The sequence below is a fragment of the Streptomyces sp. NPDC001606 genome (assembly GCF_053596835.1).
In genome coordinates, this window is sequence record NZ_JBSFHC010000021.1 from 1 (window position 1) to 23,101 (window position 23,101).

General features: G+C 72.0%; 21 protein-coding genes and 1 pseudogene. 15 read left to right on the forward strand and 7 right to left on the reverse strand.

Features of this window, described 5'->3' with window-relative positions; genetic code table 11:
- Window positions 1–205: 205 nt before the first annotated feature.
- Both ACWCV9_RS30545 and ACWCV9_RS30550 read left to right on the forward strand, forming a co-directional pair.
- Entirely contained in the window at window positions 206–1,411 is a 1,206-nt protein-coding gene (locus ACWCV9_RS30545) for a sensor histidine kinase (RefSeq protein WP_450791403.1), read from the forward strand.
- Between the two features lie 40 nt (window positions 1,412–1,451).
- The gene (locus ACWCV9_RS30550) at window positions 1,452–2,123 is read left to right on the forward strand and encodes a response regulator (RefSeq protein WP_450791405.1); all 672 of its coding nucleotides are present in this window, start codon (window positions 1,452–1,454) and stop codon (window positions 2,121–2,123) included.
- 21 nt (window positions 2,124–2,144) lie between these two features.
- On the opposite strand, the gene ACWCV9_RS30555 is transcribed toward ACWCV9_RS30550, so the two are convergent.
- The gene (locus ACWCV9_RS30555) at window positions 2,145–3,248 is read right to left on the reverse strand and encodes a DUF5937 family protein (protein ID WP_450791407.1); all 1,104 of its coding nucleotides are present in this window, start codon (window positions 3,246–3,248) and stop codon (window positions 2,145–2,147) included.
- Window positions 3,249–3,431: 183 nt separating this feature from the next.
- Here ACWCV9_RS30555 and ACWCV9_RS30560 point away from each other — a divergent pair, with 183 nt between their 5' ends.
- Window positions 3,432–3,659: a hypothetical protein gene (locus ACWCV9_RS30560; RefSeq protein ID WP_450791408.1), complete on the forward strand. Its 228-nt coding sequence runs from the start codon at window positions 3,432–3,434 to the stop codon at window positions 3,657–3,659.
- Window positions 3,660–3,704: 45 nt separating this feature from the next.
- Here the strand turns inward: ACWCV9_RS30560 and ACWCV9_RS30565 are convergent, their stop codons facing one another.
- A complete protein-coding gene (locus tag ACWCV9_RS30565) occupies window positions 3,705–4,904 on the reverse strand; it encodes a threonine aldolase family protein (RefSeq protein ID WP_450791410.1) in 1,200 nt (399 codons plus the stop codon).
- 220 nt (window positions 4,905–5,124) lie between these two features.
- Here ACWCV9_RS30565 and ACWCV9_RS30570 point away from each other — a divergent pair, with 220 nt between their 5' ends.
- From ACWCV9_RS30570 to ACWCV9_RS30615, 10 genes are all read left to right on the forward strand, one after another.
- Window positions 5,125–6,078, forward strand: a complete 954-nt coding sequence (locus ACWCV9_RS30570; RefSeq protein ID WP_450791412.1) for a Rossmann-like and DUF2520 domain-containing protein — start codon at window positions 5,125–5,127, stop codon at window positions 6,076–6,078.
- Window positions 6,075–7,067: a pantoate--beta-alanine ligase gene (gene panC / locus ACWCV9_RS30575; RefSeq protein ID WP_450791413.1), complete on the forward strand. Its 993-nt coding sequence runs from the start codon at window positions 6,075–6,077 to the stop codon at window positions 7,065–7,067. The genes ACWCV9_RS30570 and panC overlap by 4 nt, the downstream gene beginning before the upstream one ends.
- Window positions 7,064–8,761: an L-aspartate oxidase gene (locus tag ACWCV9_RS30580; RefSeq protein ID WP_450791415.1), complete on the forward strand. Its 1,698-nt coding sequence runs from the start codon at window positions 7,064–7,066 to the stop codon at window positions 8,759–8,761. The genes panC and ACWCV9_RS30580 overlap by 4 nt, the downstream gene beginning before the upstream one ends.
- 54 nt (window positions 8,762–8,815) lie before the next feature.
- Window positions 8,816–9,796, forward strand: coding sequence for a carboxylating nicotinate-nucleotide diphosphorylase (gene nadC / locus ACWCV9_RS30585; RefSeq protein WP_450791417.1), 981 nt, complete (start codon window positions 8,816–8,818; stop codon window positions 9,794–9,796).
- A gap of 5 nt (window positions 9,797–9,801) precedes the next feature.
- Window positions 9,802–10,599, forward strand: a complete 798-nt coding sequence (locus ACWCV9_RS30590; RefSeq protein WP_385842108.1) for a type III pantothenate kinase — start codon at window positions 9,802–9,804, stop codon at window positions 10,597–10,599.
- Window positions 10,600–10,775: 176 nt separating this feature from the next.
- Window positions 10,776–11,474, forward strand: coding sequence for a hypothetical protein (locus ACWCV9_RS30595; protein ID WP_450791597.1), 699 nt, complete (start codon window positions 10,776–10,778; stop codon window positions 11,472–11,474).
- Between the two features lie 88 nt (window positions 11,475–11,562).
- Window positions 11,563–11,739, forward strand: coding sequence for a hypothetical protein (locus ACWCV9_RS30600; RefSeq protein ID WP_450791418.1), 177 nt, complete (start codon window positions 11,563–11,565; stop codon window positions 11,737–11,739).
- A gap of 175 nt (window positions 11,740–11,914) precedes the next feature.
- Window positions 11,915–12,382, forward strand: a complete 468-nt coding sequence (locus ACWCV9_RS30605; protein WP_450791599.1) for a BlaI/MecI/CopY family transcriptional regulator — start codon at window positions 11,915–11,917, stop codon at window positions 12,380–12,382.
- Window positions 12,383–12,391: 9 nt separating this feature from the next.
- Window positions 12,392–12,940 (forward strand): amino-acid N-acetyltransferase, encoded by a 549-nt coding sequence (locus ACWCV9_RS30610; protein ID WP_385842105.1) that lies wholly within the window; start codon window positions 12,392–12,394, stop codon window positions 12,938–12,940.
- 203 nt (window positions 12,941–13,143) lie between these two features.
- Window positions 13,144–13,479 carry a histone-like nucleoid-structuring protein Lsr2 gene (locus ACWCV9_RS30615; RefSeq protein WP_385842104.1) on the forward strand — a complete coding sequence of 112 codons (336 nt, stop codon included), beginning with the start codon at window positions 13,144–13,146 and terminating at the stop codon, window positions 13,477–13,479.
- A gap of 11 nt (window positions 13,480–13,490) precedes the next feature.
- Here ACWCV9_RS30615 and ACWCV9_RS30620 read toward each other — a convergent pair whose 3' ends face one another.
- Window positions 13,491–14,192, reverse strand: coding sequence for an SCO3374 family protein (locus ACWCV9_RS30620; RefSeq protein ID WP_450791420.1), 702 nt, complete (start codon window positions 14,190–14,192; stop codon window positions 13,491–13,493).
- Between the two features lie 430 nt (window positions 14,193–14,622).
- On the opposite strand from ACWCV9_RS30620, the gene ACWCV9_RS30625 reads away from it, so the two are divergent.
- A complete protein-coding gene (locus tag ACWCV9_RS30625) occupies window positions 14,623–17,148 on the forward strand; it encodes an ATP-dependent Clp protease ATP-binding subunit (protein ID WP_385842102.1) in 2,526 nt (841 codons plus the stop codon).
- Between the two features lie 55 nt (window positions 17,149–17,203).
- Here the strand turns inward: ACWCV9_RS30625 and ACWCV9_RS30630 are convergent, their stop codons facing one another.
- Window positions 17,204–20,260, reverse strand: a complete 3,057-nt coding sequence (locus ACWCV9_RS30630) for an NACHT domain-containing protein (RefSeq protein WP_450791422.1) — start codon at window positions 20,258–20,260, stop codon at window positions 17,204–17,206.
- A gap of 81 nt (window positions 20,261–20,341) precedes the next feature.
- Window positions 20,342–20,974 carry an HAD family acid phosphatase gene (locus ACWCV9_RS30635; protein WP_450791424.1) on the reverse strand — a complete coding sequence of 211 codons (633 nt, stop codon included), beginning with the start codon at window positions 20,972–20,974 and terminating at the stop codon, window positions 20,342–20,344.
- 151 nt (window positions 20,975–21,125) lie between these two features.
- Between ACWCV9_RS30635 and ACWCV9_RS30640 the strand changes: the two are divergent.
- A pseudogene (locus ACWCV9_RS30640) lies at window positions 21,126–21,305 on the forward strand (M23 family metallopeptidase); the annotation flags it as partial.
- On the opposite strand, the gene ACWCV9_RS30645 reads toward ACWCV9_RS30640, so the two are convergent.
- Both ACWCV9_RS30645 and ACWCV9_RS30650 read right to left on the reverse strand, forming a co-directional pair.
- Window positions 21,305–21,526 (reverse strand): hypothetical protein, encoded by a 222-nt coding sequence (locus tag ACWCV9_RS30645; protein WP_450791426.1) that lies wholly within the window; start codon window positions 21,524–21,526, stop codon window positions 21,305–21,307. The pseudogene ACWCV9_RS30640 and the gene ACWCV9_RS30645 overlap by 1 nt on opposite strands.
- A 113-nt stretch (window positions 21,527–21,639) precedes the next feature.
- Complete coding sequence (locus ACWCV9_RS30650; protein ID WP_450791428.1) at window positions 21,640–23,094, reverse strand: PTS transporter subunit EIIC; 1,455 nt, start codon at window positions 23,092–23,094, stop codon at window positions 21,640–21,642.
- Window positions 23,095–23,101: the final 7 nt, after the last annotated feature.

Consider the following 23,101-nt stretch of genomic DNA (forward strand, 5'->3'; position numbering starts at 1 on the left):
ACCGGTCGTAGATGTCGCAATCCACACCGAACCCAGAAGGCCCTCACCCGTTCAAGAACCCAGCACGCGTGTCACCAACGTCCCGGGACAGCACAACTAGGCGCACGAATGATCACGCCCTCCACCTTGCGGAGTACGCGCGCCCGCTGGGGATCGGCCCTCCGGTTGACCCCTGCACCCACCCGGTTTCCCTACTCTGGGTTACGTGCAGCGCCTCTATGACTTCCTCCGCCGCCACCCGACCTGGGTCGACAGCTTCTGGGCCGTCGTCCTGTTCGGGGTGTCCGGCGTGAGTGTGGTCGGCGCCAGCAGACAGCCCCACCACCACATGGAGGTGGCCGCCGGGCTGGCGGTCTCCGCCGTGCTGTGCGTCGTCGTCATGCTGCGCCGCCGGTTCCCGGAGCCGATGCTGCTGCTCGCTCTCGCGACGGGGCTGGTCCAGCTGATCGCGGACATCGAGACGACGGCCGCCGACTTCGCCATGCTGGTGATCGTCTACACGGTGGCGGCGACCGGCGCGCGCTGGGCCTCCCGGCTCGCCCTGGGCGCGAGCCTGGTCGCGGCCACCCTGGCCCAGCTGCGCTGGCCGAACGAGCACGCCAGCTTCCTCGGCCATGTCGCGATCGTGGTCTTCCAGACGGTGCCCTTCGCGCTCGCCTGGGTGCTCGGCGACTCCATGCGCACCCGGCGTGCCTACTTCGCCCAGCTGGAGGAGCGCGCGGCCCGCCTGGAGAAGGAGCGCGAGGCGCAGGCGAAGGTCGCGGTCGCCGCCGAGCGTGCCCGGATCGCGCGCGAGCTGCACGACGTCGTCGCGCACAACGTGTCCGTGATGGTCGTGCAGGCCGACGGCGCCGCCTATGTCCTGGACGCCGCCCCGGACCAGGCCCGCACCGCCCTGGAGACGATCTCCTCGACCGGCCGGCAGGCCCTCGCCGAGATGCGCCGCCTGCTCGGCGTGCTGCGCACCGGCGAGCACCAGGAGAGCGGGGAGTACGTCCCGCAGCCCGACGTCGAGCAGATCGACGAGCTGATCAAGCAGTGCCGCACCTCCGGTCTTCCCGTCGACTTCCGGGTCGAGGGCACGCCCCGCCCGCTGCCCAGCGGCGTGGAGCTGACCGCGTACCGGATCGTGCAGGAGGCGCTCACCAACACGCGCAAGCACGGCGGGCCGAACGCGGGCGCCAGCGTCCGGCTGGTCTACTTCGACGACGGGCTCGGCCTGCTCGTGGAGGACGACGGCAAGGGCGCGCCGCACGAGCTGTACGAGGAGGGCGGCGCCGACGGACAGGGGCACGGCCTGATCGGCATGCGCGAGCGGGTCGGCATGGTCGGGGGCACCCTGGACGCGGGCCCGCGCCCGGGCGGAGGATTCCGCATCAGCGCCCTGCTGCCGCTCAAACCGGCGCACTGATACCTCCGGCTCCGAACGAATTCCGAACGAAAGAGGCCCGATGACGATCCGTGTGATGCTCGTCGACGACCAGGTGCTGCTGCGCACCGGGTTCCGGATGGTGCTCGACGCCCAGCCGGACATGGAGGTCGTCGCGGAGGCGGGCGACGGTGTCGAGGCCCTTCAGGAGCTGCGGGCGACGGCCGTGGACGTCGTGCTGATGGACGTCCGTATGCCGAAGCTGGACGGCGTGGAGGCCACCCGGCGGATCTGTGCCGAGCCCGGCGCGCCGAAGGTGCTGATCCTGACCACGTTCGACCTGGACGAGTACGCCTTCTCGGGGCTGAAGGCGGGCGCCTCCGGCTTCATGCTCAAGGATGTGCCGCCCGGCGAGCTGCTGGCCGCGATCCGGGCCGTGCACAGCGGGGACGCGGTCGTGGCGCCCTCCACCACCCGGCGCCTGCTGGACCGCTTCGCGCCCATGCTGCCGTCCACCGGCAAGGAGCCCCGGCACAAGGAGCTGGAGCGGCTCACCGACCGGGAGCGCGAGGTGATGGTGCTGGTCGCGCAGGGCCTGTCCAACGGGGAGATCGCGGCCCGCCTGGTGCTGTCCGAGGCGACGGTGAAGACCCATGTGGGCCGCATCCTCACCAAGCTCGGGCTGCGCGACCGGGTGCAGGTGGTGGTGCTGGCGTACGAGACCGGGCTGGTGCGCGCGGGCAATCACGGCTGACCGGACCGCGGCGGTGCCCGGTCAGCGCAGGACGCCCTCGATGAAGTCGCTGCCCAGCCGGGCCACCGCGGGCAGCTCCAGCTGGTGGCGGACGTACCGGCCGTGCCGGCAGCTGGTGATGAGGCCGGCCTTCTTCAGCACCGCCAGGTGCCGGGATATCTCCGGGGCCGACAGGCCGTGCGCGTCGGCAAGTTCGCTGGTGCTGTGCGGGCCGCGCGCGAGGTCCCGGCACATCCGCAGCCGCGCCGGGTGGGCCAGCGCCTCCAGACGGCGGGTGAGCTGCTCCACGGTCGGCGCCCGGCGGCTCGGCGACCTGACGGGATAGCTGATCGCGGGCTGCCAGCCGTACCGGTGCAGGACCATCACATGGGGCCAGCCGAGGCTGGTCGGCATCAGGACCAGGCCGCCGTCGCCGGTGGCGGTGTGGCCCACCGTGAGCTTGTCGACCGAGACGAGACCGGCCTCCTCGTCCAGCGAGACGGCACCGGAGAGCGCGGCCAGCGCCTCACCCAGCCCCTTGCGGCGCAGCAGTTCGGTCTTGTGCCGGGCGTCGGCGGCGAGCTGGGGCTGCACCCGCTCCCAGATGTCGGCGAAGAAGGCCTCCTCGCAGTCGAACATCAGCTGCCGGAACCACGCGCGCACCGCCGGCGGGTCCTCCAGCACCCGGCGGGCGAACCGCTCCTGGGTGGCACCGCGCGCGGCGGCCAGCTCCAGGGAACGGCGGCGCACCTCCGGGTCCTCGAGCGGGCCCTCCTCGCGGAGGTAGTAGCGGGGCTGGCAGGTGAACTCCAGCGCCGCGTTCACGAACTGTTCGTCCGTCAGCTTGTCCAGCAGGTCCAGATCCTCGGCGAGCGTGGCGCCCGGCAGTGCACGCCGGCCGGGGATGCCGCCGAACGGGGCGAACACGTCGGAGAACGTCGTGCGCCACAGGAACTCCGCCTCGCACAGCCGGTCCGCCAGTCTCGGGTCCAGCCGGCTGGAGACGGCGGTCGCCCAGCCCTGGAGCTCGGGGTGGTGCCCGGGTTCGCTCAGTGCGTGCAGCGCCCTTCCCAGCTCCGCCAGCGGAGAGGGCACGACGGAGATCCGCTCGGCCGGCAGCCCGGTGATGTCGATGGTCACGCTCATGCCTCCATCGTGCACCGGCCCACTGACATCGCCCGGTGGATTGACGGCACCCGTCAATCCACGGGACATCGGCTGTGACCAGGCGCAACCTGATGACACCGGGGCAGCCGCGGAGCCCGAACCGGCACCGAGCGAATCGGTGGCCAGTCCATGTCCCGAGAGATTGCGAGAAGGCGATCCGTCATGAGCATCACCCAGCAGTACCTCCTCGACAGTTACCGCGCCCATGTGATCGGCGAGCCCGAGCCGCCCGCGCCCGGCCGCCACGACCTGGACGTCGTCCGTGAGCTGCGCGACTACCGGCGCTTTCGCGCCGTCGTCGCCGAACGCCCGGCGCACGGACGGCTGCTGCGCGCCCTGCGGCGCCGACTGCACGCCGCACAGCGCCTGTTGCGCCCGCGTGCGCTGTAGGTGCCGGCGGGCGGCGCCCGCGCTCCGGCGCGAGCGCCGGCACCGCTACGCCCCGGGCAGCCGTACGGCGAACTCCGCGACGGCCGTGCGCACATCGTCGGCCGTCCACTCCAGGGCCGCCTCGCGCACGCTGACCTCGGTGAAGGCGAGACCCGGCCCACCGCGGTCCCAGGGCCGGGCGAAGAGGTAGGTGCCCGTCTCCTCCGCCTGGCGCAGCGCCGCATCCATGAGCGCGTCCGGCTCGTACGGCAGCCAGACCTGGAACTCGTGGGTGTGCGGTTCCCCGGGGTGCACCCGCGCCCACGGCACGCCCGCCGCCGCGAATCCCTCGCGCAGCGCCGCGGCGACCACGCGCGCGTGGCGGACGTAGTCGGGGAGCCGGGGCAGCTCGCGGTCGAGCCCGGCGAGGGCCGACAGCACCGTCGGGAACTGCTGGAAGACCATGCCGCCGTACCGGTGCCGCCAGATCCTCGCCTCGTCGGTCAGGGTCTTCGGGCCGGCGAGCGCGGCACCACCGATGCCTTCGAGGGACTTGTAGAACGACACGTAGACGCTGTCCGCGAGGCCCGCGATCTCCGCCAGGGGGCGGCCGAAGTGGACGGTGGTCTCCCACAGGCGCGCGCCGTCGAAGTGCACCACCGCCTCCCGCTCCCGCGCCGCCTCGACCACCTCGGTCAGCTCCTCCCAGGTGGGCAGCACGTACCCGGCGTCCCTGAGGGGCAGTTCCAGCATCAGCGCGCCGAAGGGCTCCTCGAAGTCCCGTATCTCGGCGGTCGTGGGAAGCCGGGGCTCGGCCGTCACCCGGGCCGGACGCAGCCCGCTGACCGAGCTGAACGCGTGCCGTTCGTGCACCTCCGGGTGGGAGAGGGCGTGCAGCGCGACCGTGGGGTTGCCGGTACGGCCCGCCCAGCAGCGCAGGGCCACCTGCTGGGCCATGGTGCCGGTCGGGAAGAACGCGGCGTCCTCCGTGCCCAGCAGGTCCGCGACCCGCCGCTCCAGGTCCGCCACGATCCCGGTGCCGTAGAAGTCCCCCGGCTGCTCCAGGTCGTACAGCTCGGGTGGGGCGTCCAGCAGGTCCGTGAGCCGTTCCCGCATCGTGCGCCGGAAGCCCTCACGCGCCAGGACCCGCTTCGCCGCCCGGAAGGCGGCCCGGCGTCGCTCCCGCATCTGCTCCTGTTCGGCCGGGCCGGGCTCCCCGGCCCCCTTCGCCTGCTGGTCCGCGCCCTGCTGTGCCGTATCGGTCATGCCCCGGATCATCCCGTCCCGCGCGCGGGCGGGCAGCCGGATTTTCCGCCCGGGCCAGGGCGTGGCCGGCGGGATGGCGGAGGCGGCCGGAAAGCATCGTGGACGGCGTGGCGAAACCCACAGCCTGTGGACAACCGGCCGGTCCCGGAGCGGATAGCGTTAACATGACGAGAAATCGTCCGGTACCCAGAGCGGACTGGAACGGGAAGGCCTCCGTCGCGTGAGTACAGTCCATCAGCCAGACCTCAAGGACCGCCCCGCGCGGCTCACCGTCGGTGTCGTCGGCGCCGGCCGCGTGGGCCCCGCGCTGGCCGCGTCCCTCCAGCTCGCCGGGCACCGCCCGGTGGCCGTCTCCGGCGTCTCCGACGCCTCCCGGCGGCGGGCCGCGACCATGCTCCCCGACGTGCCGCTGGTGCCGCCCGCCGAGGTCCTCCAGCGCGCCGACCTGGTGCTGCTCACCGTCCCCGACGACGTCCTGCCCGGCCTCGTCGGCGGGCTCGCCGAGACCGGTGCGGTACGGCCGGGACAGCTGCTCGTGCACACCTCCGGCCGGTACGGCACCAAGGTCCTCGACCCGGCCCTGCGCGCGGGTGCGCTGCCGCTGGCCCTGCACCCGGCGATGACGTTCACCGGCACCCCGGTGGACGTCCAGCGCCTCGCCGGCTGCTCCTTCGGGGTCACCGCGCCCGAGGAGCTGCGGCTGGCCGCCCAGGCCCTGGTGATCGAGATGGGCGGCGAGCCCGAGTGGATCAGCGAGGAGAACCGCCCGCTCTACCACGCGGCCCTCGCACTCGGCGCCAACCACCTGGTGACCCTGGTCGCCCAGTCCATGGAGCTGCTGCGGGCGGCCGGCGTCGAGGCCCCCGACCGGATGCTGGGCCCGCTGCTCGGGGCGGCCCTGGACAACGCGCTGCGCTCCGGGGACGCCGCCCTGACCGGCCCGGTCGCGCGCGGGGACGCGGGCACGGTCGCCGCGCACGTCACCGAGTTGCGCAGGCACGCCCCGCAGGCCGTGGCCGGCTATCTGGCGATGGCCCGCGCGACCGCCGACCGGGCGCTCGCGCACGGCCTGCTGAAGCCGGAACTCGCCGAGGACCTGCTCGGCGTGCTCGCCGAGGGATCCGGCGGCACCGGTACGAACGGCACGAACGGCACCGAGGGGAACGACCGATGACCACCGCCCTGCTGAGCACCGCCGACGAGCTGCACGCGCGCGTGCGCCGCGGCCGCCGTGCCGTCGTGATGACCATGGGCGCCCTGCACGAGGGCCACGCGACCCTGATCCGCTCCGCCCGAGAACTCGCCGGAGCGGACGGCGAGGTCGTCGTCACGGTCTTCGTCAACCCGTTGCAGTTCGGTGCGGGCGAGGACCTGGACCGCTACCCGCGCACCCTCGACGCCGACCTGAAGATCGCCGAGCAGGCGGGCGCCGACGTCGTGTTCGCGCCCTCCGTGGACGAGGTCTACCCGGGCGGCGAACCCCAGGTGCGCATCTCCGCCGGCCCCATGGGCACGCGGCTGGAGGGCGCCTCGCGGCCCGGGCACTTCGACGGCATGCTCACCGTCGTCGCCAAGCTGCTGCACCTGACCCGCCCCGACGCGGCCCTGTTCGGGCAGAAGGACGCCCAGCAGCTGGCCCTGATCCGGCGCATGGTGCGCGACCTGAACTTCGGCGTCGAGATCGTCGCCGTACCGACCGTGCGCGAGGAGGACGGGCTCGCCCTGTCCAGCCGCAACCGCTACCTGTCGCCCGCGGAGCGCCGTACCGCGCTCGCGCTGTCCCGCGCGCTGTTCGCGGGCCGGGACCGGCACGCCGCGCAGGAGGCGCTGCGCGCGCGGGCCCGCGAAGTGCCCTCCACGCACGCGCGTGCCGAGGCGCTGAGCGCCATAGGCGAGTCCCGCGCCGCCGCCGACGCGCACGCGGTCGCCACGGCGTCCCCCGCCAGCCCGGCGGCCGTCCGCGCGGCCGCCCGCCAGGTGCTGGACGACGCCGCCCGCCTCGACCCCCCGCTCGACCTGGACTACCTGGCCCTCGTCGACCCTTCCGACTTCACCGAGATCGGTGATGGTTTCACCGGCGAGGCCGTCCTCGCCGTCGCCGCCCGGGTCGGCACGACCCGGCTGATCGACAACCTCCCTCTCACCTTCGGAGCCGCCTCGTGACCAGCACAGGCATACGACTGCACGCGCCCGCACCCGGTTGGGCGATCTCCGCCGACGTGGTGGTCGTCGGCTCCGGGGTGGCCGGCCTGACCGCGGCCCTGCGCTGCGAGGCCGCGGGCCTCAGCACGGTCGTCGTCACCAAGGCCCGCCTGGACGACGGCTCCACGCGCTGGGCGCAGGGCGGCATCGCCGCCGCGCTCGGCGAGGGCGACACGCCCGAGGAGCACCTGGAGGACACCCTCGTGGCCGGCGCCGGCCTGTGCGACGAGGAGGCCGTCCGCACCCTCGTCACCGAGGGCCCGGACGCGGTACGGCGGCTCATCGACACCGGCGCGCACTTCGACGAGTCCTCCGAAGGCGAACTGGACCTCACCCGCGAGGGCGGCCACCACCGGCGCCGGATCGCGCACGCGGGCGGCGACGCCACCGGCGCGGAGGTCTCCCGGGCGCTCGTGGCGGCCGTACGCGCGCGCGGGCTGCGCACCATCGAGAACGCGCTCGTGCTGGACCTGCTCACCGACGACGAGGGCCGCACGGCCGGTGTGACGCTGCATGTGATGGGCGAGGGCCAGCACGACGGCGTGGGCGCCGTGCACGCGCCCGCGGTGGTGCTCGCGACCGGCGGCATGGGCCAGGTGTTCTCCGCGACCACCAACCCCTCGGTGTCCACCGGTGACGGGGTGGCGCTGGCGCTGCGCGCGGGCGCCGAGGTCAGCGACCTGGAGTTCGTGCAGTTCCACCCGACCGTGCTGTTCCTCGGCCCGGACGCCGAGGGCCAGCAGCCGCTCGTCTCCGAGGCGGTGCGCGGCGAGGGCGCCTACCTCATCGACGGCGACGGCGTGCGCTTCATGGTCGGCCAGCACGAGCTGGCGGAGCTGGCGCCGCGCGACATCGTCGCCAAGGGCATCCTGCGGCGGATGATGGAGCAGGACGCCGAGCACATGTTCCTGGATGCCCGGCACTTCGGCGCCGACATGTGGGAGCACCGGTTCCCGACCATCCTGGCCGCCTGCCGGGCCAACGGCATCGACCCGATCACCGAGCCCATCCCGATCGCGCCGGCCGCCCACCACGCCTCCGGCGGCGTCCGCACCGATGCGCACGGCCGGACCACCGTGCCGGGCCTGTACGCGTGCGGCGAGGTCGCCTGCACCGGCGTGCACGGCGCCAACCGGCTCGCCTCCAACAGCCTCCTCGAAGGCCTCGTCTACGCCGAGCGGATCGCCGACGACATCGCCGCCGTGCACGCGGCCAACGGCCTGCACGCGCGCGTGCCCGCACCCGTCGAGCACCCCGACACCCCCGTGCACCCGCTGCTGGCCCCCGAGACCCGGTTCGCCATCCAGCGGATCATGACCGAGGGCGCGGGCGTGCTGCGCTCCGAGGAAGGCCTCGCCCGGGCCGCCGAGCAGCTCCAGCAGCTGCACGACGAGGCCCGCGGCGCGCTCGCCGAGAACGGCAAGACCGCCGAGCCCGGCGTCGACACCTGGGAGGCCACCAACCTGCTGTGCGTGGGCCGCGCCCTGGTCACCGCCGCGCGGCTGCGCGAGGAGACCCGCGGCTGCCACTGGCGCGAGGACCGCCCCGACCGGGACGACACGCTCTGGCGGCGCCACATCGTCGTACGGCTGAACCCCGACCGGTCGCTGGCCGTGCACACCACCGACACCGCAGACTTCCCCCCTGTCCGGTAACACCGGCGAACCAGCACCCAGCGAACCCCCAGCGCCCCAGGAGCAGTGACAGACGTGAGCACCGAAGACCTTCCCCTCGCCCCGACCGGCGGCTGCGGCGACGGCTGCGCCTGCGGCGCCGAGGGCGACGACGAGGAGTACCTGGAGAGCGGGCTCGACCCCGCGCTCGCCGAGCTGCTGGCCGCTGCCGGGCTCGACCCCGTAGAGGTCGAGGACATCGCCAACGTCGCGATCCAGGAGGACCTGGACGGGGGCGTCGACGTGACCACCGTGGCCACCATCCCCGAGGAGGCGACCGCCACCGGCGACTTCACCGCGCGCGAGGCGGGCGTGGCGGCCGGGCTGCGGGTCGCCGAGGCCGTGCTCTCCGTGGTCTGCACCGACGAGTTCGAGGTCGAGCGGCACGTCGAGGACGGCGACCGCGTCGAGGCCGGCCAGAAGCTGCTGTCGGTCACCACGCGCACGCGTGACCTGCTCACCGCCGAGCGCAGCGCGCTGAACATCCTGTGCCGTCTGTCCGGCATCGCGACCACCACGCGCGCGTGGGCGGACGCGCTGGAGGGCACCAAGACCAAGGTCCGCGACACCCGCAAGACGACCCCCGGTCTGCGCTCGCTGGAGAAGTTCGCCGTCCGCTGCGGCGGCGGCGTCAACCACCGCATGTCGCTGTGCGACGCGGCCCTGGTGAAGGACAACCACGTGGTGGCCGCGGGCGGCGTCGCGCAGGCCTTCAAGGCCGTACGGGAGGCCTTCCCGGAGGTGCCGATCGAGGTCGAGGTCGACACCCTGCACCAGCTGCGCGAGGTGGTCGACGCGGGCGCCGACCTGATCCTGCTGGACAACTTCACCCCCACCGAGTGCGCGGAGGCCGTCGGCATCGTCGGCGGACGCGCGCTGCTGGAGGCCTCCGGCCGGCTCACGCTCGACAACGCGCGCGTGTACGCCGACACGGGCGTGGACTTCCTGGCCGTCGGCGCGCTCACCCACTCCTCGCCGATCCTCGACATCGGCCTGGACCTGCGCGAGGCGGAGTAAGGGCCATGCTCCTCACCATCGACGTCGGCAACACGCACACCGTCCTCGGCCTGTTCGACGGCGAGGACATCGTCGAACACTGGCGCATCTCCACGGACGCGCGCCGTACGGCGGACGAGCTGGCGGTGCTGCTCCAGGGCCTGATGGGCATGCACCCGCTGCTCGGCGAGGAGCTGGGCGACGGCATCGACGGCATCGCGATCTGCGCGACCGTCCCGTCCGTGCTGCACGAGCTGCGCGAGGTCACCCGGCGCTACTACGGCGACGTGCCCGCGGTGCTCGTCGAGCCGGGCGTGAAGACCGGGGTGCCGATCCTGACCGACAACCCCAAGGAGGTCGGCGCGGACCGGATCATCAACGCGGTCGCGGCCGTCGAGCTGTACGGCGGCCCGGCGATCGTCGTCGACTTCGGTACGGCGACGACGTTCGACGCGGTCTCCGCGCGCGGGGAGTACGTCGGCGGGGTCATCGCGCCCGGTATCGAGATCTCCGTGGAGGCGCTCGGCGTGAAGGGCGCCCAGCTGCGGAAGATCGAGGTGGCCAGGCCGCGCAGCGTCATCGGCAAGAACACCGTCGAGGCCATGCAGGCGGGCATCGTGTACGGGTTCGCCGGACAGGTCGACGGAGTCGTCAGCCGGATGGCGCGGGAGCTGGCGGACGATCCGGACGACGTGACGGTGATCGCGACGGGCGGGCTGGCACCGATGGTGCTGGGCGAGTCCTCGGTGATCGACGAGCACCAGCCGTGGCTGACGCTGATCGGACTGCGGCTGGTGTACGAGCGGAACGTGGCGCGGATGTGAGAGCCGCGGTCCCCACGCGCACGCGCGCGTGGGGACCGGGCCGGGGGACGGCGTCCTGGGACCGGTCGGGGGAAACCTCGGGCGACACGACGCCGTCACGGCATTCCGATCCGTCACTTTTGTCCGATTAGCGGTAGCGTCGCCGCATGCCCACGCCATACGGATCCCGCGGCGGCATGGCGTTCGGCGTGGAGGAGCTGCGTGTGCTCCGCCGCGCCCTCGCCCTCGCCCTCCACCCCGGCCGAGCGTCCGCCGAGGACGTCCAGGACTGCTTCCGGCTCGCCGAGTCGCTCGACGAGGCGATGCACGAGGGGACCAGACTGCGCGCCTTCCTGATCGCCGACCTCGGCCGGTACCGGGCCGCGCTGCCGGGTACGGCCGCCGGTTACCTGGCCCTGCTGGAGGAGGCGCTGGGTGCGGGGCACCGGCCCACTCCGGACGATCTCGCCGCGCTGCGGGCGCTGCGCGGGAACCCGGTCGCGGCGGCGCTGCTGGAGCGGTGCCAGGCGCTGGCCGAGCAGGATGTGCGGGCCCGCTTCGCGCAGGGGGCGCGGAGGGTGCCGGCGCCGGCCGTGCCGGCCGCACGGACGCGTCTGCTGGCCCTCCCCGGGGGCGCGGGGGACCTCCCGCCCCGGCAGGGCGAGGAGAGTGCCGGACCGGCCGGGGAACCGGCGGAGAAGCCCGCCGAGAGGCCGTCCGAGAGGCCTGCGGAGAAGCCGGGGGAGAAGTCCGGGCCCGAGCCGGGGCAGCGGCCCGCGCCCAAGCGGCCCATTCCCACACCGGGAGAGGTGTTCCCACGGCGCAAGCCGGGGGCGTCGGCGGAGTCGGCGGAGTCGGTGGAGCCGGTGGGGCATCGGGAGCTGGCCGCGGGGTGAGTCCTTCCGGAGGGTGTCCCCGGCAGGGCGCGCCCCGCCGGGGACACCCCGGGGCATTTCGGTGGGATGGCGTGGCTACTCTGGTGGCATGGACTACGTCTCCGCGCTCGTGCCCCCGGTCGTCATGGCCGTGTTCTTCATCGGTGTGGTCAGGGTGATCGTGAAGACCCAGGGCGGGGCCGCCAAGGCCAAGGAGGACGCGGCCGTCGACGCCGCCCTCGCGCGCGTGGAGAGCGCGCGCCAGGCCTCCGCCGGCGACGCCTGAGACACCCCGGCGCCTCGAAACCCTTCAGGACGGCAGGGCGTCGTCCGGCTGCGAACCGCACGCCCTTTTTGTCATCGTTTCATTCGGTCGGTGCACGTCGGCAGGCCAATGTCGGGATCTCCCACTATTGTTCTGAACTGTGCCTCGCCCCTTGGGAGAACTCGAAGACGCGGTCATGACGCGGGTGTGGAAGTGGAACCGCCCGGTGACCGTTCGAGAAGTCCTGGAAGACCTACAGCAGGAACGGTCCATCGCGTACACCACGGTGATGACCGTTTTGGACAATCTCCATCAGAAGGGCTGGGTGCGCCGGGAAGCGGAAGGCCGGGCCTATCGATATGAGGCCGTCTCCACGCGAGCCGCGTACGCCGCCGCCCTGATGAACGACGCCTGGTCCCAGAGCGACAACCCGGCCGCCGCTCTCGTCGCCTTCTTCGGGATGATGAGCGAGGAACAGCGCCAGGCCCTCAGCGACGCGGTACGCATCGTCCAGGGACCGGAAACACCGGAACCCCCGCAACCGGCGGAACCCGCGGAAGCCACGGAAGCCGGGGAAGCCGCAGAAGCCGGGGAAGGACACGAACCCCGGGAAGCCGCCGAAGCACAGAACCCCGGCTCGGCCCAGGACGGCGACGGGCGATAGCGTCCGCTCATGTCAGCAGAGCGTCTGTCCGCAGAGCGTCCCGAACTCTCCGCAAAAGCCATCACCGTCCGCAGGGCCCGGACCAGCGATGTCCCGGCCGTGCGCCGCCTCCTCGACGCGTACGTCCGTGACGGCATCCTGCTCGACAAAGCGATGGTCACGCTTTACGAGGACATCCAGGAGTTCTGGGTCGCGGAACGCGACGACAACGCCGAGGTGGTCGGCTGCGGTGCGCTGCACGTCATGTGGGAGGACCTCGCGGAAGTCCGCACTCTGGCGGTGAAGCCCGGCCTCAAGGGCGCCGGCGTCGGCCATCAGTTGCTGGAGAAGTTGCTCCAGACCGCGCGCTGGCTCGGCGTTCGCCGGGTTTTCTGCCTCACCTTCGAAGTGGACTTCTTCGGGAAGCACGGCTTCGTGGAGATCGGTGAGACACCGGTCGACACCGATGTCTACACCGAGCTGATGCGTTCCTATGACGAGGGCGTCGCGGAGTTCCTCGGCCTCGAACGAGTGAAACCGAACACCTTGGGCAACAGCCGGATGCTTCTGCATCTGTGATCGTCATTGCCCTGGTGCCCTATGTCCGAAACGCGCATGTTTCCGGGCGGGAGCGCTGCGCTCGCCTCTCCCAGGGGTTTGTGTTTTTCCGGCAAAAGCGGTTTGCTTTCCGACGTAGTGCAGTACTGCATATAACAGGGGGCGGCGAAACGGCGGACGCCGCACACCCCTGACCCTCAACGTTATCGATGAAAGGAAATCCGGTGGCACAGAAGGTTCAGGTCCTTCTTGTCGACGACCTCGACGGCGGCGAGGCGGACGAGACGGTGACGTTCGCGCTGGACGGCAAGACGTACGAGATCGATCTCACGACCGCCAATGCGGACAAGCTGCGCGGCCTTCTCGAGCCCTATGTGAAGGGCGGTCGTCGTACCGGAGGCCGTACCTCGGGCGGGCGTGGAAAGGCGCGTGCCGCTTCCGGCGGCAACCAGGACACCGCGGCGATCCGCGCCTGGGCGAAGGAGAACGGCCTCGAGGTCAACGACCGCGGCCGTGTTCCCGGGAACATCCGCGAGGCCTACGAGAAGGCCAACGGCTGATTCCGCGGCGCCTACGAGAAGGCGGCCGGCCGGCTTCGCTCACGGGCGGACGGCCCGGCGCACCCGCGTCGCAGCCGGATGCGGTGACACTCCGCTGCCACCGTGTCCAGCAGTCGTACGAGATCGGGGACGCTCTCCTCGCGTCCCACGGCCGACAGCGCCGGCAGCGCCGGCAGCGAGTCCTCGACCTCGCGCCCCGGCCCGGGGGGCCGCAGCCACACGGCGGCCCCCACGGCGGCCTGAGCGGGAGCCCCTCGCCCGGGTACGGCGGCCCCGGTGACCACCCAGGGCGGAAGCGGCGCTTCCATCACCTCGCCCGCTCCCAGGACCCGCAGGTCGAGGGCGATGGCGCCCCACTCCAGCCAGTCCAGCAGCCCCGGCAGCTCCTCCGCGCTGCCCGCGGCCAGCAGCAGCTCCGTCCGGTCGCCCCGCAGGGCCACCGGGGAGTCCGCCGCGAGATGCCGCAGCGCCCTTCTGCCCGCCTCGGCCGGCACGTCCAGGACGTCGAAGCGCACCCCGGTGAGCAGTCGTAGCGGCTTTTTCGCCGCGTCGGGCACGGTCGGCCAGCCCAGATCGTTCTCGTACCAGTGGCGGGTCCGGGCGTCCTCCGGGCCGGCCGGCGCGGACGAGGATTCCGGCCCCCCGTCGAGGGGGTGGCGAGGAGGCGGGACGGTATGGGCGCAAGGGTGAGCCGTGGGGGCCGAGCCAACCATGCCCAGTGCAACCGCCGCGAGAGCCCGCACGTTACGCTGGGTGTCCAGTCGATCGCACAAGGTGCCGGAAGTGGGGGCGCGTGGGGCCTCGGGGAGGCGCAAGGTTGTTCGCCCATAGCGGAGGGAACCGGTGCGCGCGGCATGGAGTGTCAGTCCCTGCGGGTAAGACATGCCTAGTGGGAGGGGGCGACACGCAGGAAGGGCCGTCTCACGTTCGCCATCGGCGTACTGGCGACTGGGGTAACTGCCTGGCCTGCGGGAACATCGTCTCGCACCATCGGGTTGGAGCAGATGTCGGCGTTCGGGGTCAGGAGGCCAAGGACGGTGTCGGCAGTTGGAATGAGCGGTCCCCGCTTGCGGGACTAAGCTGCGGAAGGACAGGGAGGGGAAGTTCCCCCCACTGCCTGACCGCTCTGAGGAGCGATTAACGATGTTCGAGAGGTTCACCGACCGCGCGCGGCGGGTTGTCGTCCTGGCTCAGGAAGAAGCCCGGATGCTCAACCACAACTACATCGGCACCGAGCACATCCTCCTGGGTCTCATCCACGAGGGCGAAGGTGTCGCCGCTAAGGCCCTGGAGAGCCTCGGCATTTCGCTTGAGGCGGTCCGCCAGCAGGTGGAGGAGATCATCGGTCAGGGCCAGCAGGCCCCGTCCGGGCACATCCCCTTCACCCCCCGTGCCAAGAAGGTCCTGGAGCTGTCGCTCCGCGAGGCCCTTCAGCTGGGCCACAACTACATCGGCACGGAGCACATCCTGCTCGGCCTGATCCGCGAGGGCGAGGGCGTCGCCGCCCAGGTCCTGGTCAAGCTGGGCGCAGACCTCAACCGGGTGCGGCAGCAGGTCATCCAGCTGCTCTCCGGTTACCAGGGCAAGGAGACCGCCGCCGCCGGCGGACCGGCCGAGGGCACCCCCTCGACCTCTCTGGTCCTGGACCAGTTCGGCCGGAACCTCACCCAGGCCGCTCGTGAGTCCAAGCTCGACCCGGTCATCGGGCGCGAGAAGGAGATCGAGCGGGTCATGCAGGTACTGTCCCGCCGTACCAAGAACAACCCGGTGCTGATCGGTGAGCCCGGCGTCGGCAAGACCGCCGTCGTGGAGGGCCTCGCCCAGGCCATCGTCAAGGGCGAGGTTCCCGAGACGCTGAAGGACAAGCACCTCTACACGCTGGACCTCGGCGCCCTGGTCGCCGGCTCCCGCTACCGCGGTGACTTCGAGGAGCGCCTGAAGAAGGTGCTCAAGGAGATCCGCACCCGCGGCGACATCATCCTGTTCATCGACGAGCTGCACACGCTGGTCGGTGCGGGTGCCGCCGAGGGCGCCATCGACGCCGCGAGCATCCTCAAGCCGATGCTGGCCCGCGGTGAGCTCCAGACCATCGGTGCGACCACGCTGGACGAGTACCGCAAGCACCTGGAGAAGGACGCGGCCCTCGAGCGCCGCTTCCAGCCCATCCAGGTCGCCGAGCCGTCCCTGCCGCACACGATCGAGATCCTCAAGGGCCTGCGTGACCGGTACGAGGCGCACCACCGCGTCTCCATCACCGACGAGGCGCTGGTCCAGGCCGCCACCCTGGCCGACCGTTACATCTCCGACCGCTTCCTGCCGGACAAGGCGATCGACCTGATCGACGAGGCCGGTTCCCGGATGCGCATCCGCCGGATGACCGCTCCGCCGGACCTGCGCGAGTTCGACGAGAAGATCGCCGCCGTCCGCCGGGACAAGGAGTCCGCGATCGACTCGCAGGACTTCGAGAAGGCCGCCTCGCTGCGCGACAAGGAGAAGCAGCTCCTGTCCGCCAAGGCCAAGCGGGAGAAGGAGTGGAAGGCCGGCGACATGGACGTCGTCGCCGAGGTCGACGGCGAGCTGATCGCCGAGGTCCTCGCCACGGCCACCGGCATCCCGGTCTTCAAGCTGACCGAGGAGGAGTCCAGTCGCCTGCTCCGCATGGAGGAGGAGCTGCACAAGCGGGTCATCGGCCAGAACGACGCCGTCAAGGCGCTGTCGAAGGCGATCCGCCGTACCCGCGCCGGTCTGAAGGACCCGAAGCGTCCGGGTGGTTCGTTCATCTTCGCCGGCCCGTCCGGTGTCGGTAAGACCGAGCTGTCCAAGGCGCTCGCCGAGTTCCTCTTCGGCGACGAGGACGCGCTGATCTCCCTCGACATGTCGGAGTTCAGCGAGAAGCACACGGTCTCGCGGCTCTTCGGTTCCCCGCCCGGATACGTGGGTTACGAGGAGGGCGGCCAGCTCACCGAGAAGGTGCGCCGCAAGCCGTTCTCGGTCGTCCTCTTCGACGAGGTCGAGAAGGCCCACCCGGACATCTTCAACTCGCTGCTCCAGATCCTGGAGGACGGTCGTCTGACCGACTCCCAGGGCCGGGTCGTGGACTTCAAGAACACGGTCATCATCATGACGACCAACCTCGGCACCCGGGACATCTCCAAGGGCTTCAACCTGGGCTTCGCCGCCCAGGGCGACACGAAGACCAACTACGAGCGCATGAAGAACAAGGTGTCGGACGAGCTGAAGCAGCACTTCCGCCCCGAGTTCCTCAACCGCGTCGACGACGTGGTCGTCTTCCCGCAGCTGACGCAGGAGGACATCCTGCGGATCGTCGACCTGATGATCAGCAAGGTGGACGAGCGCCTGAAGGACCGGGACATGGGCATCGAGCTGTCCCAGTCCGCCAAGGAGCTGCTGTCCAAGAAGGGCTACGACCCGGTGCTGGGCGCGCGTCCGCTGCGTCGCACGATCCAGCGCGAGATCGAGGACACCCTCTCCGAGAAGATCCTCTTCGGCGAGCTGCGCCCCGGTCACATCGTGGTCGTGGACACCGAGGGCGAGGGCGACACCAAGACCTTCACCTTCCGCGGTGAGGAGAAGTCGGCGCTGCCCGACGTCCCGCCGATCGAGCAGGCGGCCGGCGGTGCCGGGCCGAACCTGAGCAAGGACGCGTAAGGCGTAGGCCGAAGCAAAGGGGCCGGTGCTTTCGAGCACCGGCCCCTTTCGCATTTCACTGGCGCTCCAGGCGGACCTCCGCGCCCGGGAAGAGATCGGCGAAGCGGGCGGGAACGAAGTGTCCGGGCTCGTTCTGAAGGATCACCGAGCGTAGTCCCGGCAGCTTGTGCGCGAGGGTGGCCAGATTCTCGGAACCCTGCATGTTGGACACTGTGAGCACCTGAATTCCGGGCATTTCCGGCATGAGTTCCAGGGAATCCGCAAATTCGCGGCTGAGAAACGCATTCAGGTACAGATGCTTCAGTTCGGGCAGTCCGGCGACCGCCTGCCAGTCCTCGGCCGTGAGCGCCGTGGTCAACCGTCCGAGGCTGAGGTCGCGGAGTCCAGCCCAGTGCTCGAGCCCACGCAGTCCGGTGCGGTCCGTGCTGTGCCGACCGAGGAAGAGGCTGCCCAGCGGGGCTTCGACGGGCAGGACCTCGGTGAGGTCGCGTCCTGGCAGTTCCTGGAACACGGAGAGCCAGGTCAGCGAACGCAGGGACCCCAGCCCAGCCAAGTCGGCGATCTCACTGAAGCCGAGTTGGGTGACCGGCAGCTCCGCCAGGGAGGCCAGACCTCGCACCCCGGCACACTCGCGCAGCCACAACCCCCGCAGCGAGGTCAGCGGCAGCAGGCCGGTCAGATCGTCGAGCCGTGGATTGTTCTCTAGGTCGATCGTGATCACTGCGTCCGGGTCGGCAAGGGCTGCCAGTACGTCGCATAGGTCGTGGGGACCCTGCACGGTGAGGGCGTGCCAGGGGCGCATCCCAGCGAGGGCAGCGACCTGCTCGGGCGTCTCGCAGCTCAGATACAGGTCGTCACGGTCCAGATGGTCCAGGACCTCCGCCGCGTACTCCTCCGTGTCGAACCGGTGCCACGTCCCGGCGAGCTGTCGGCGGACCTCCAGGTCGGGATGCCCGCGGAACCGGCGCAGCACCGCCAGCGCGCCTTCGGGCTCCTCGTCCCCGAGCAGCGAGGCGGTGACGGCGACGCCGTGCGCCTCCTCGTCGGTCAGCCCTTCCGGGGGCGGCAGCAGTTCCAGCACCAGCGGTCCCGCCTCCGCCAGCGCACGGGCGTCCTCCGTCGACCGCGGCGGGATCAGCGTCCCCGCCCGCGCCTCCACCTCCGCCCGCACCGCCGGATCCAGGGCCGTGGCGTGTTCCAGGCAGGCCAGGGCGAGCAGGGTGCGCCGGGGCGAGTCATCGGTCAGCAACTGGCGCAGCATCCAGGCCCGTTCCCGGGGCCGGGCGTGGGCCACCGCCATGCGGATGACGTCCTCCCACTGGGTGTCGTCGGCATGGCTGACCAGGACCTCCAGGTGGCCTTCCGCCACGGCGTAGCGGGCGCCGAGATAGTCCTGGAAGGTGCGGTGGACGAAGTCGACCACGCCCTCGACCGGCTGGCGCAGCAGACCGCTGCGCAGCAGCAGGGTGGCCAGGACCGTCGCCGCGTCGCCGTGGCCGGCCGCCGCGGCCACCGTGGGCAGGCAGCGCTCGACGATCCCTTCGGCCGTGTCGCGGGCCATCTCGGTACGGCCGCCCAGCACCAGGGCGTAGGCCAGCCGCTGGAGCAGTTCCAGCTGGGCCTCCTCGCCCAGCTCCGAGCCGTCCACCGAGCCCATGCCCCGCTCCCGGTCCCGGCGGGCGAGCAGCATCGTGAGGGCGGCGTCGTACAACTCCTTGCGGCCGGTGGGGAGATAGCCGCGCCGCTCGCGGTGGAGCGCGCAGATCAGCCCGCACATCAGCGGGTTGGTCGCCAGCCGGGCCAGGTCGCGCTTGGTGCGCAGGGAGTCCAGCAGCGGTTTCTCGAACTCCGGTGCCTGGGCGGCCCGGTGCCAGCGGTGGACGAAGGTGGCCAGTTCGGAGCGGCGCATCGGGGCCAGGGTCAGTTCCCGGAAGCCCTCCTCGGCCAGCCAGTCGGGGCGTACGGCGGTGGGGCGGGAGGTCAGCAGCCAGCGGTTGCCGGGGTAGGCCGCGAGCAGGGCGTGCAGCCAGTCGCGGGTGCGGTGGCGGTCGGCGGCCGGGATCTCGTCCAGGCCGTCCACCAGGACCAGGCCCCGGCCGGTCGCCAGTACGCGCTCGGTCCAGCCCTCCGGCGGGGTCAGCGGGCAGCTCACGGCGGGCAGGAAGCCGCTGGGCGGCGGGAGCGGGCCGGTGCGGATCAGGGTGCGCAGCGGCAGGACGAAGGGGACGCGGTCGCCGTCGCGGGCCGCCGTGACCGCGAGCCACTGGACGAGGGTGGTCTTGCCGGATCCGGCGTCGCCGCGCAGCAGCACCCGGGTGTCGGCGAGCAGGGCCTCCTCGGCCGGCAGCCGTCCGGGGGCGGCCGGCCGGTGCTCACCGGGCGCCGGGTCGCGGACGGTGTCCTCCGCCGTCGTGGCCTCCAGGCTGAGATACGCCACTTCCAGGGGCCAGCGGTCGGGGGAGTCGCGCAGGTCGATGCCGTAGATGGTGATGTGGTTGTGCTGGTGGGCGACATGGGCCAGATAGCGGCGTTCGAAGGCGGTGTCGCGGGCGTCGGGGCGCGGGGTGCGGGCGATCAGCTCGTCCACCCTGGCGATGAGTTCCGCCTGCGCCCGCGTCTGCTCCACGAGGGTGCGCGCGACAAAGGTGGACCGCCGGGTGAAGAACTCCAGGATCTGGAGGCAGGCCCACTCGGTGGCGGAGTCCAGGAAGTGCCGGGCGTCCGTGCAGAGGCCGTCCGGCACGGGGGCGGCATGGCGCAGCCGCTCGGCCAGCTCACGGTGGCCCAGCCGTACGGCCTGTACGTCGTCCATGTCCAGGTCGCCGAGGGCGAGCAGCCGCCGGGCGAGGGCGTCGGCGACCGCCGGTTCCTCGTCGGCCGGGAACGGGGGCTCGCCCGGGGAGCGGACCGCCTGCGCCACGATCCGCTCGGCCAGCCGGTGGACGTCCTTCTCGCCGAGGGTGCGCTTCTCTCCCCGGAAGGACACCAGCGAGGACAGCCGTACGGGCCTGTCGACCACCCCCGCGCCCGGCCCGTCCTGGACGAACAGCTTGCGCACCAGCGGTGCGACCAGGCTGGACGCCAGCTTGCCGCCCAGTACCGTCGGCTCCACCCGCCACCCCCGTGGTCGTACGATCGCGAACGAGCAACGGGTGGAGCCTAGTCAGCGGATTCGCTCCGCGGCAGCGCAATCTCAGGACAGCTGGCCGTTGTAGTCCGGGAGTTTGAAGGTCTTCTCGGCGTGGCCGCCGGACAGGTCGGTGGCGCTGTTGCCGATGTTCGCGATGATCGTGTAGCCGTTGTCCTCGATGTTCTCGCGCTGGGCGGTCTTGTACGCGGCGACATCCTTGAACAGGTCGAACAGTCCGCGGACGTAGAGGCCGGAGACCTGGTACCCGTCGTGTTCGAGGTTGTACTCGGTGGGCCAGTAGAGGACGCCGGGGCGGGCGGTGACGAAGAAGACCGAGACGCCGTGCTCCTGGGCGTACTGGGCGACGTTCAGGACCGGCTGGTTGGCCGGCTGGGGGTAGCTGAAGCCGAAGTCGGTCTCCAGCGCGGTGTTGTCGATGTCGAGGACGATCGCCGGCTTCTCGCCGGGTGCGGCGGCGGCGATGCGGTCCTTCAGGTACGGCAGTGCCTGGTCCATGACCGCCTGGCAGTCCTTCTGCCAGGTGGCGTAGTCGACCTTGGTGGTCGCCGCGGCCGTCGTCTTAGACGTGACCGAGGTGGTGGTGTCGGCGGCCTGGGCCGGGGCGGTCAGCGCGGTGAGCGCGGCGGCGGTGACCACGGCGACGGATATGTGGCGTGCCCAGGGGCGGCTGGTCATCGGTGGGGGTCCTCTCACGTCCGGTACACGGGCCTGATCTCGTGGACTGTCAGGGACATGCTGTGTGGTGCGGGTGGCGCGAGGGGAACCGTAGGGTTACTGAACGGTAGGCGTACAGAGTCGTGCAGCACTTTTACCGGGAGCGGTCGAGACGATCGTCATCAGGCACGGCGACGGCGCCCACTCGCCGTACGCGCACCTGTCCCGGGTCGACGTGCGCGTCGGCCGGATCGTCGCCGCCGGCCGGCACATCGGCCTGTCCGGCTCCACCGGCAACTCCACCGGCCCGCACCTGCACTTCGAGATCCGTACGACCCCCGGGGCCTCGTCTCAGTGGGCGTGGTGCTGGAGGAGGCTGCCCTCGCCGCACGCGGAGGTGTCACCGGTCAGCGGCAGCGGGGAGACGGCCTTGAGTGCGGGCAGCACGGCCAGGTCGGTGGCGCAGCGGGCGGTGTCGGTGGTGGTCCAGTGCGTGTCGGCGTGGGCGGCGGCGGGGGCGAGGGCGGCGGCGGTCGCCGTGAGGGCGGCGGTGGCCAGGAGCTTCTTCATCATGCCCGGGGGAACGAACGGCCGGGGCGGTGCGTCACGCCGGGTGCGGCCGGGCGGGGGTGCGGTGCCGTGGCGGGACGGAAGCCGCGGCACCGGCACGCTGCGAGCGAGAGGCGCTAGCGGGGGCGGCCGGTGGGTGTGCCGAGGAGCCAGGTCGCCGTGAAGCCCACCGCGTAGGCGGTGAGCAGGCCGCCCGCGTACACGGCCGTCGCCCAGCCCGGGCCGCGGTTTCCGGTCAGCAGGGGGAACAGCGCCCAGCCCGAGGGGCCGATCGCCGTCGCGCCGACCCGGGTGCCGAGCATCGCGAAGCAGCCGACGAACGCGCCGCCCGCCGCGCCGCCCGCGCACGCGGTCAGGAACGGGCGGCCGAGGGGCAGCGAGACGCCGTAGACGAGGGGTTCGCCGACGCCCAGCAGCCCGGCCGGGAGCGCCGATCTGATCGTCGTACGCAAGGTGGTCGTACCGGGGGAGACGTCGTGGCGCAGCCGGACGTACACCGCGAGGGCCGCGCCGACCTGGCCCGCGCCCGCCATGGCCAGCAGGGGGAGCAGAACCGTGTAGCCCTGCTGCTCGATGAGGGTGGCGTGGATGGGGATCAGGGCCTGGTGCAGGCCCAGCATCACCAGGGGGAGGAAGAGGCCGCCCAGGACGAGTCCGGCCACGGCGCCGGCCGTGCTCAGCAGCCAGTTCGCGGCCGTGCCGATCGCCGTCGCCACCGCGCCTGCCGCGTACATCAGGCCGTACAGCGTCACCAGGCCGGAGACCAGGACGGTCACGGTCGGGGTGAGCAGGACGTCCAGCGCGCCCGGCACCCGGCCCCGGACCCACTTCTCCACCCGGGTGGCCAGCAGAGCCGCTGCGAGCGCGCCGAGCACCCCGCCCTGTCCGGGGACCAGCTGCGTCCCGAACACCGTCACCTTCGCGACGCCCGGATACACGACCACCGCCGCCACCGCCCCGCCCAGCACGGGGGTGCCGCCGAACTCCTGGGCGGTGAGGTGGCCGACGAACACCGCGATCAGCGCCATGAAGGCTGCGGAGAGGGCGGACAGGGCGGGGGTGAGGAAGGGCAGCCAGCCGGCGTTGCGGAGCAGGCCGTCGAGACCGGCGAGGATGCCGCAGCCGACGAGGGCGGGGATGAGCGGGACGAAGACGTTCGCGATCCGGCGCAGGAGGTTCTTGAGGGGGGTGCCGGCTGAGACGGGCGCCGTGGACTCCGCCCTCTGCGCCGTCCCGCGCGCCGTGCGCTCCGTCGGCTGCGCCACCCCACGCGCCTCGGACTCTGCCGTCAGTCCTGCCCCCGCCTCCACCCCCGCCCTCACCTCCGCCGTGACCTCGTCCACCACCCCCGGTCCCAGGACGATCTGCCGGCCGGTGCCGGCGGCGACCACACCCAGGACGCCGGGCAGGGCGCGCAGCCCCTCCTCGTCCACCGCCGCCGGGTCGGCGAGGTCCAGGCGCAGCCGGGTCAGGCAGTGGGTCACGGAGACGACGTTAGCCGGGCCGCCGACCAGGGCGAGGATGGCGAACGCGGTGGCGGAGCCGCCGGCGGGGGCGGGGTCGGTGTGCACACCCCGA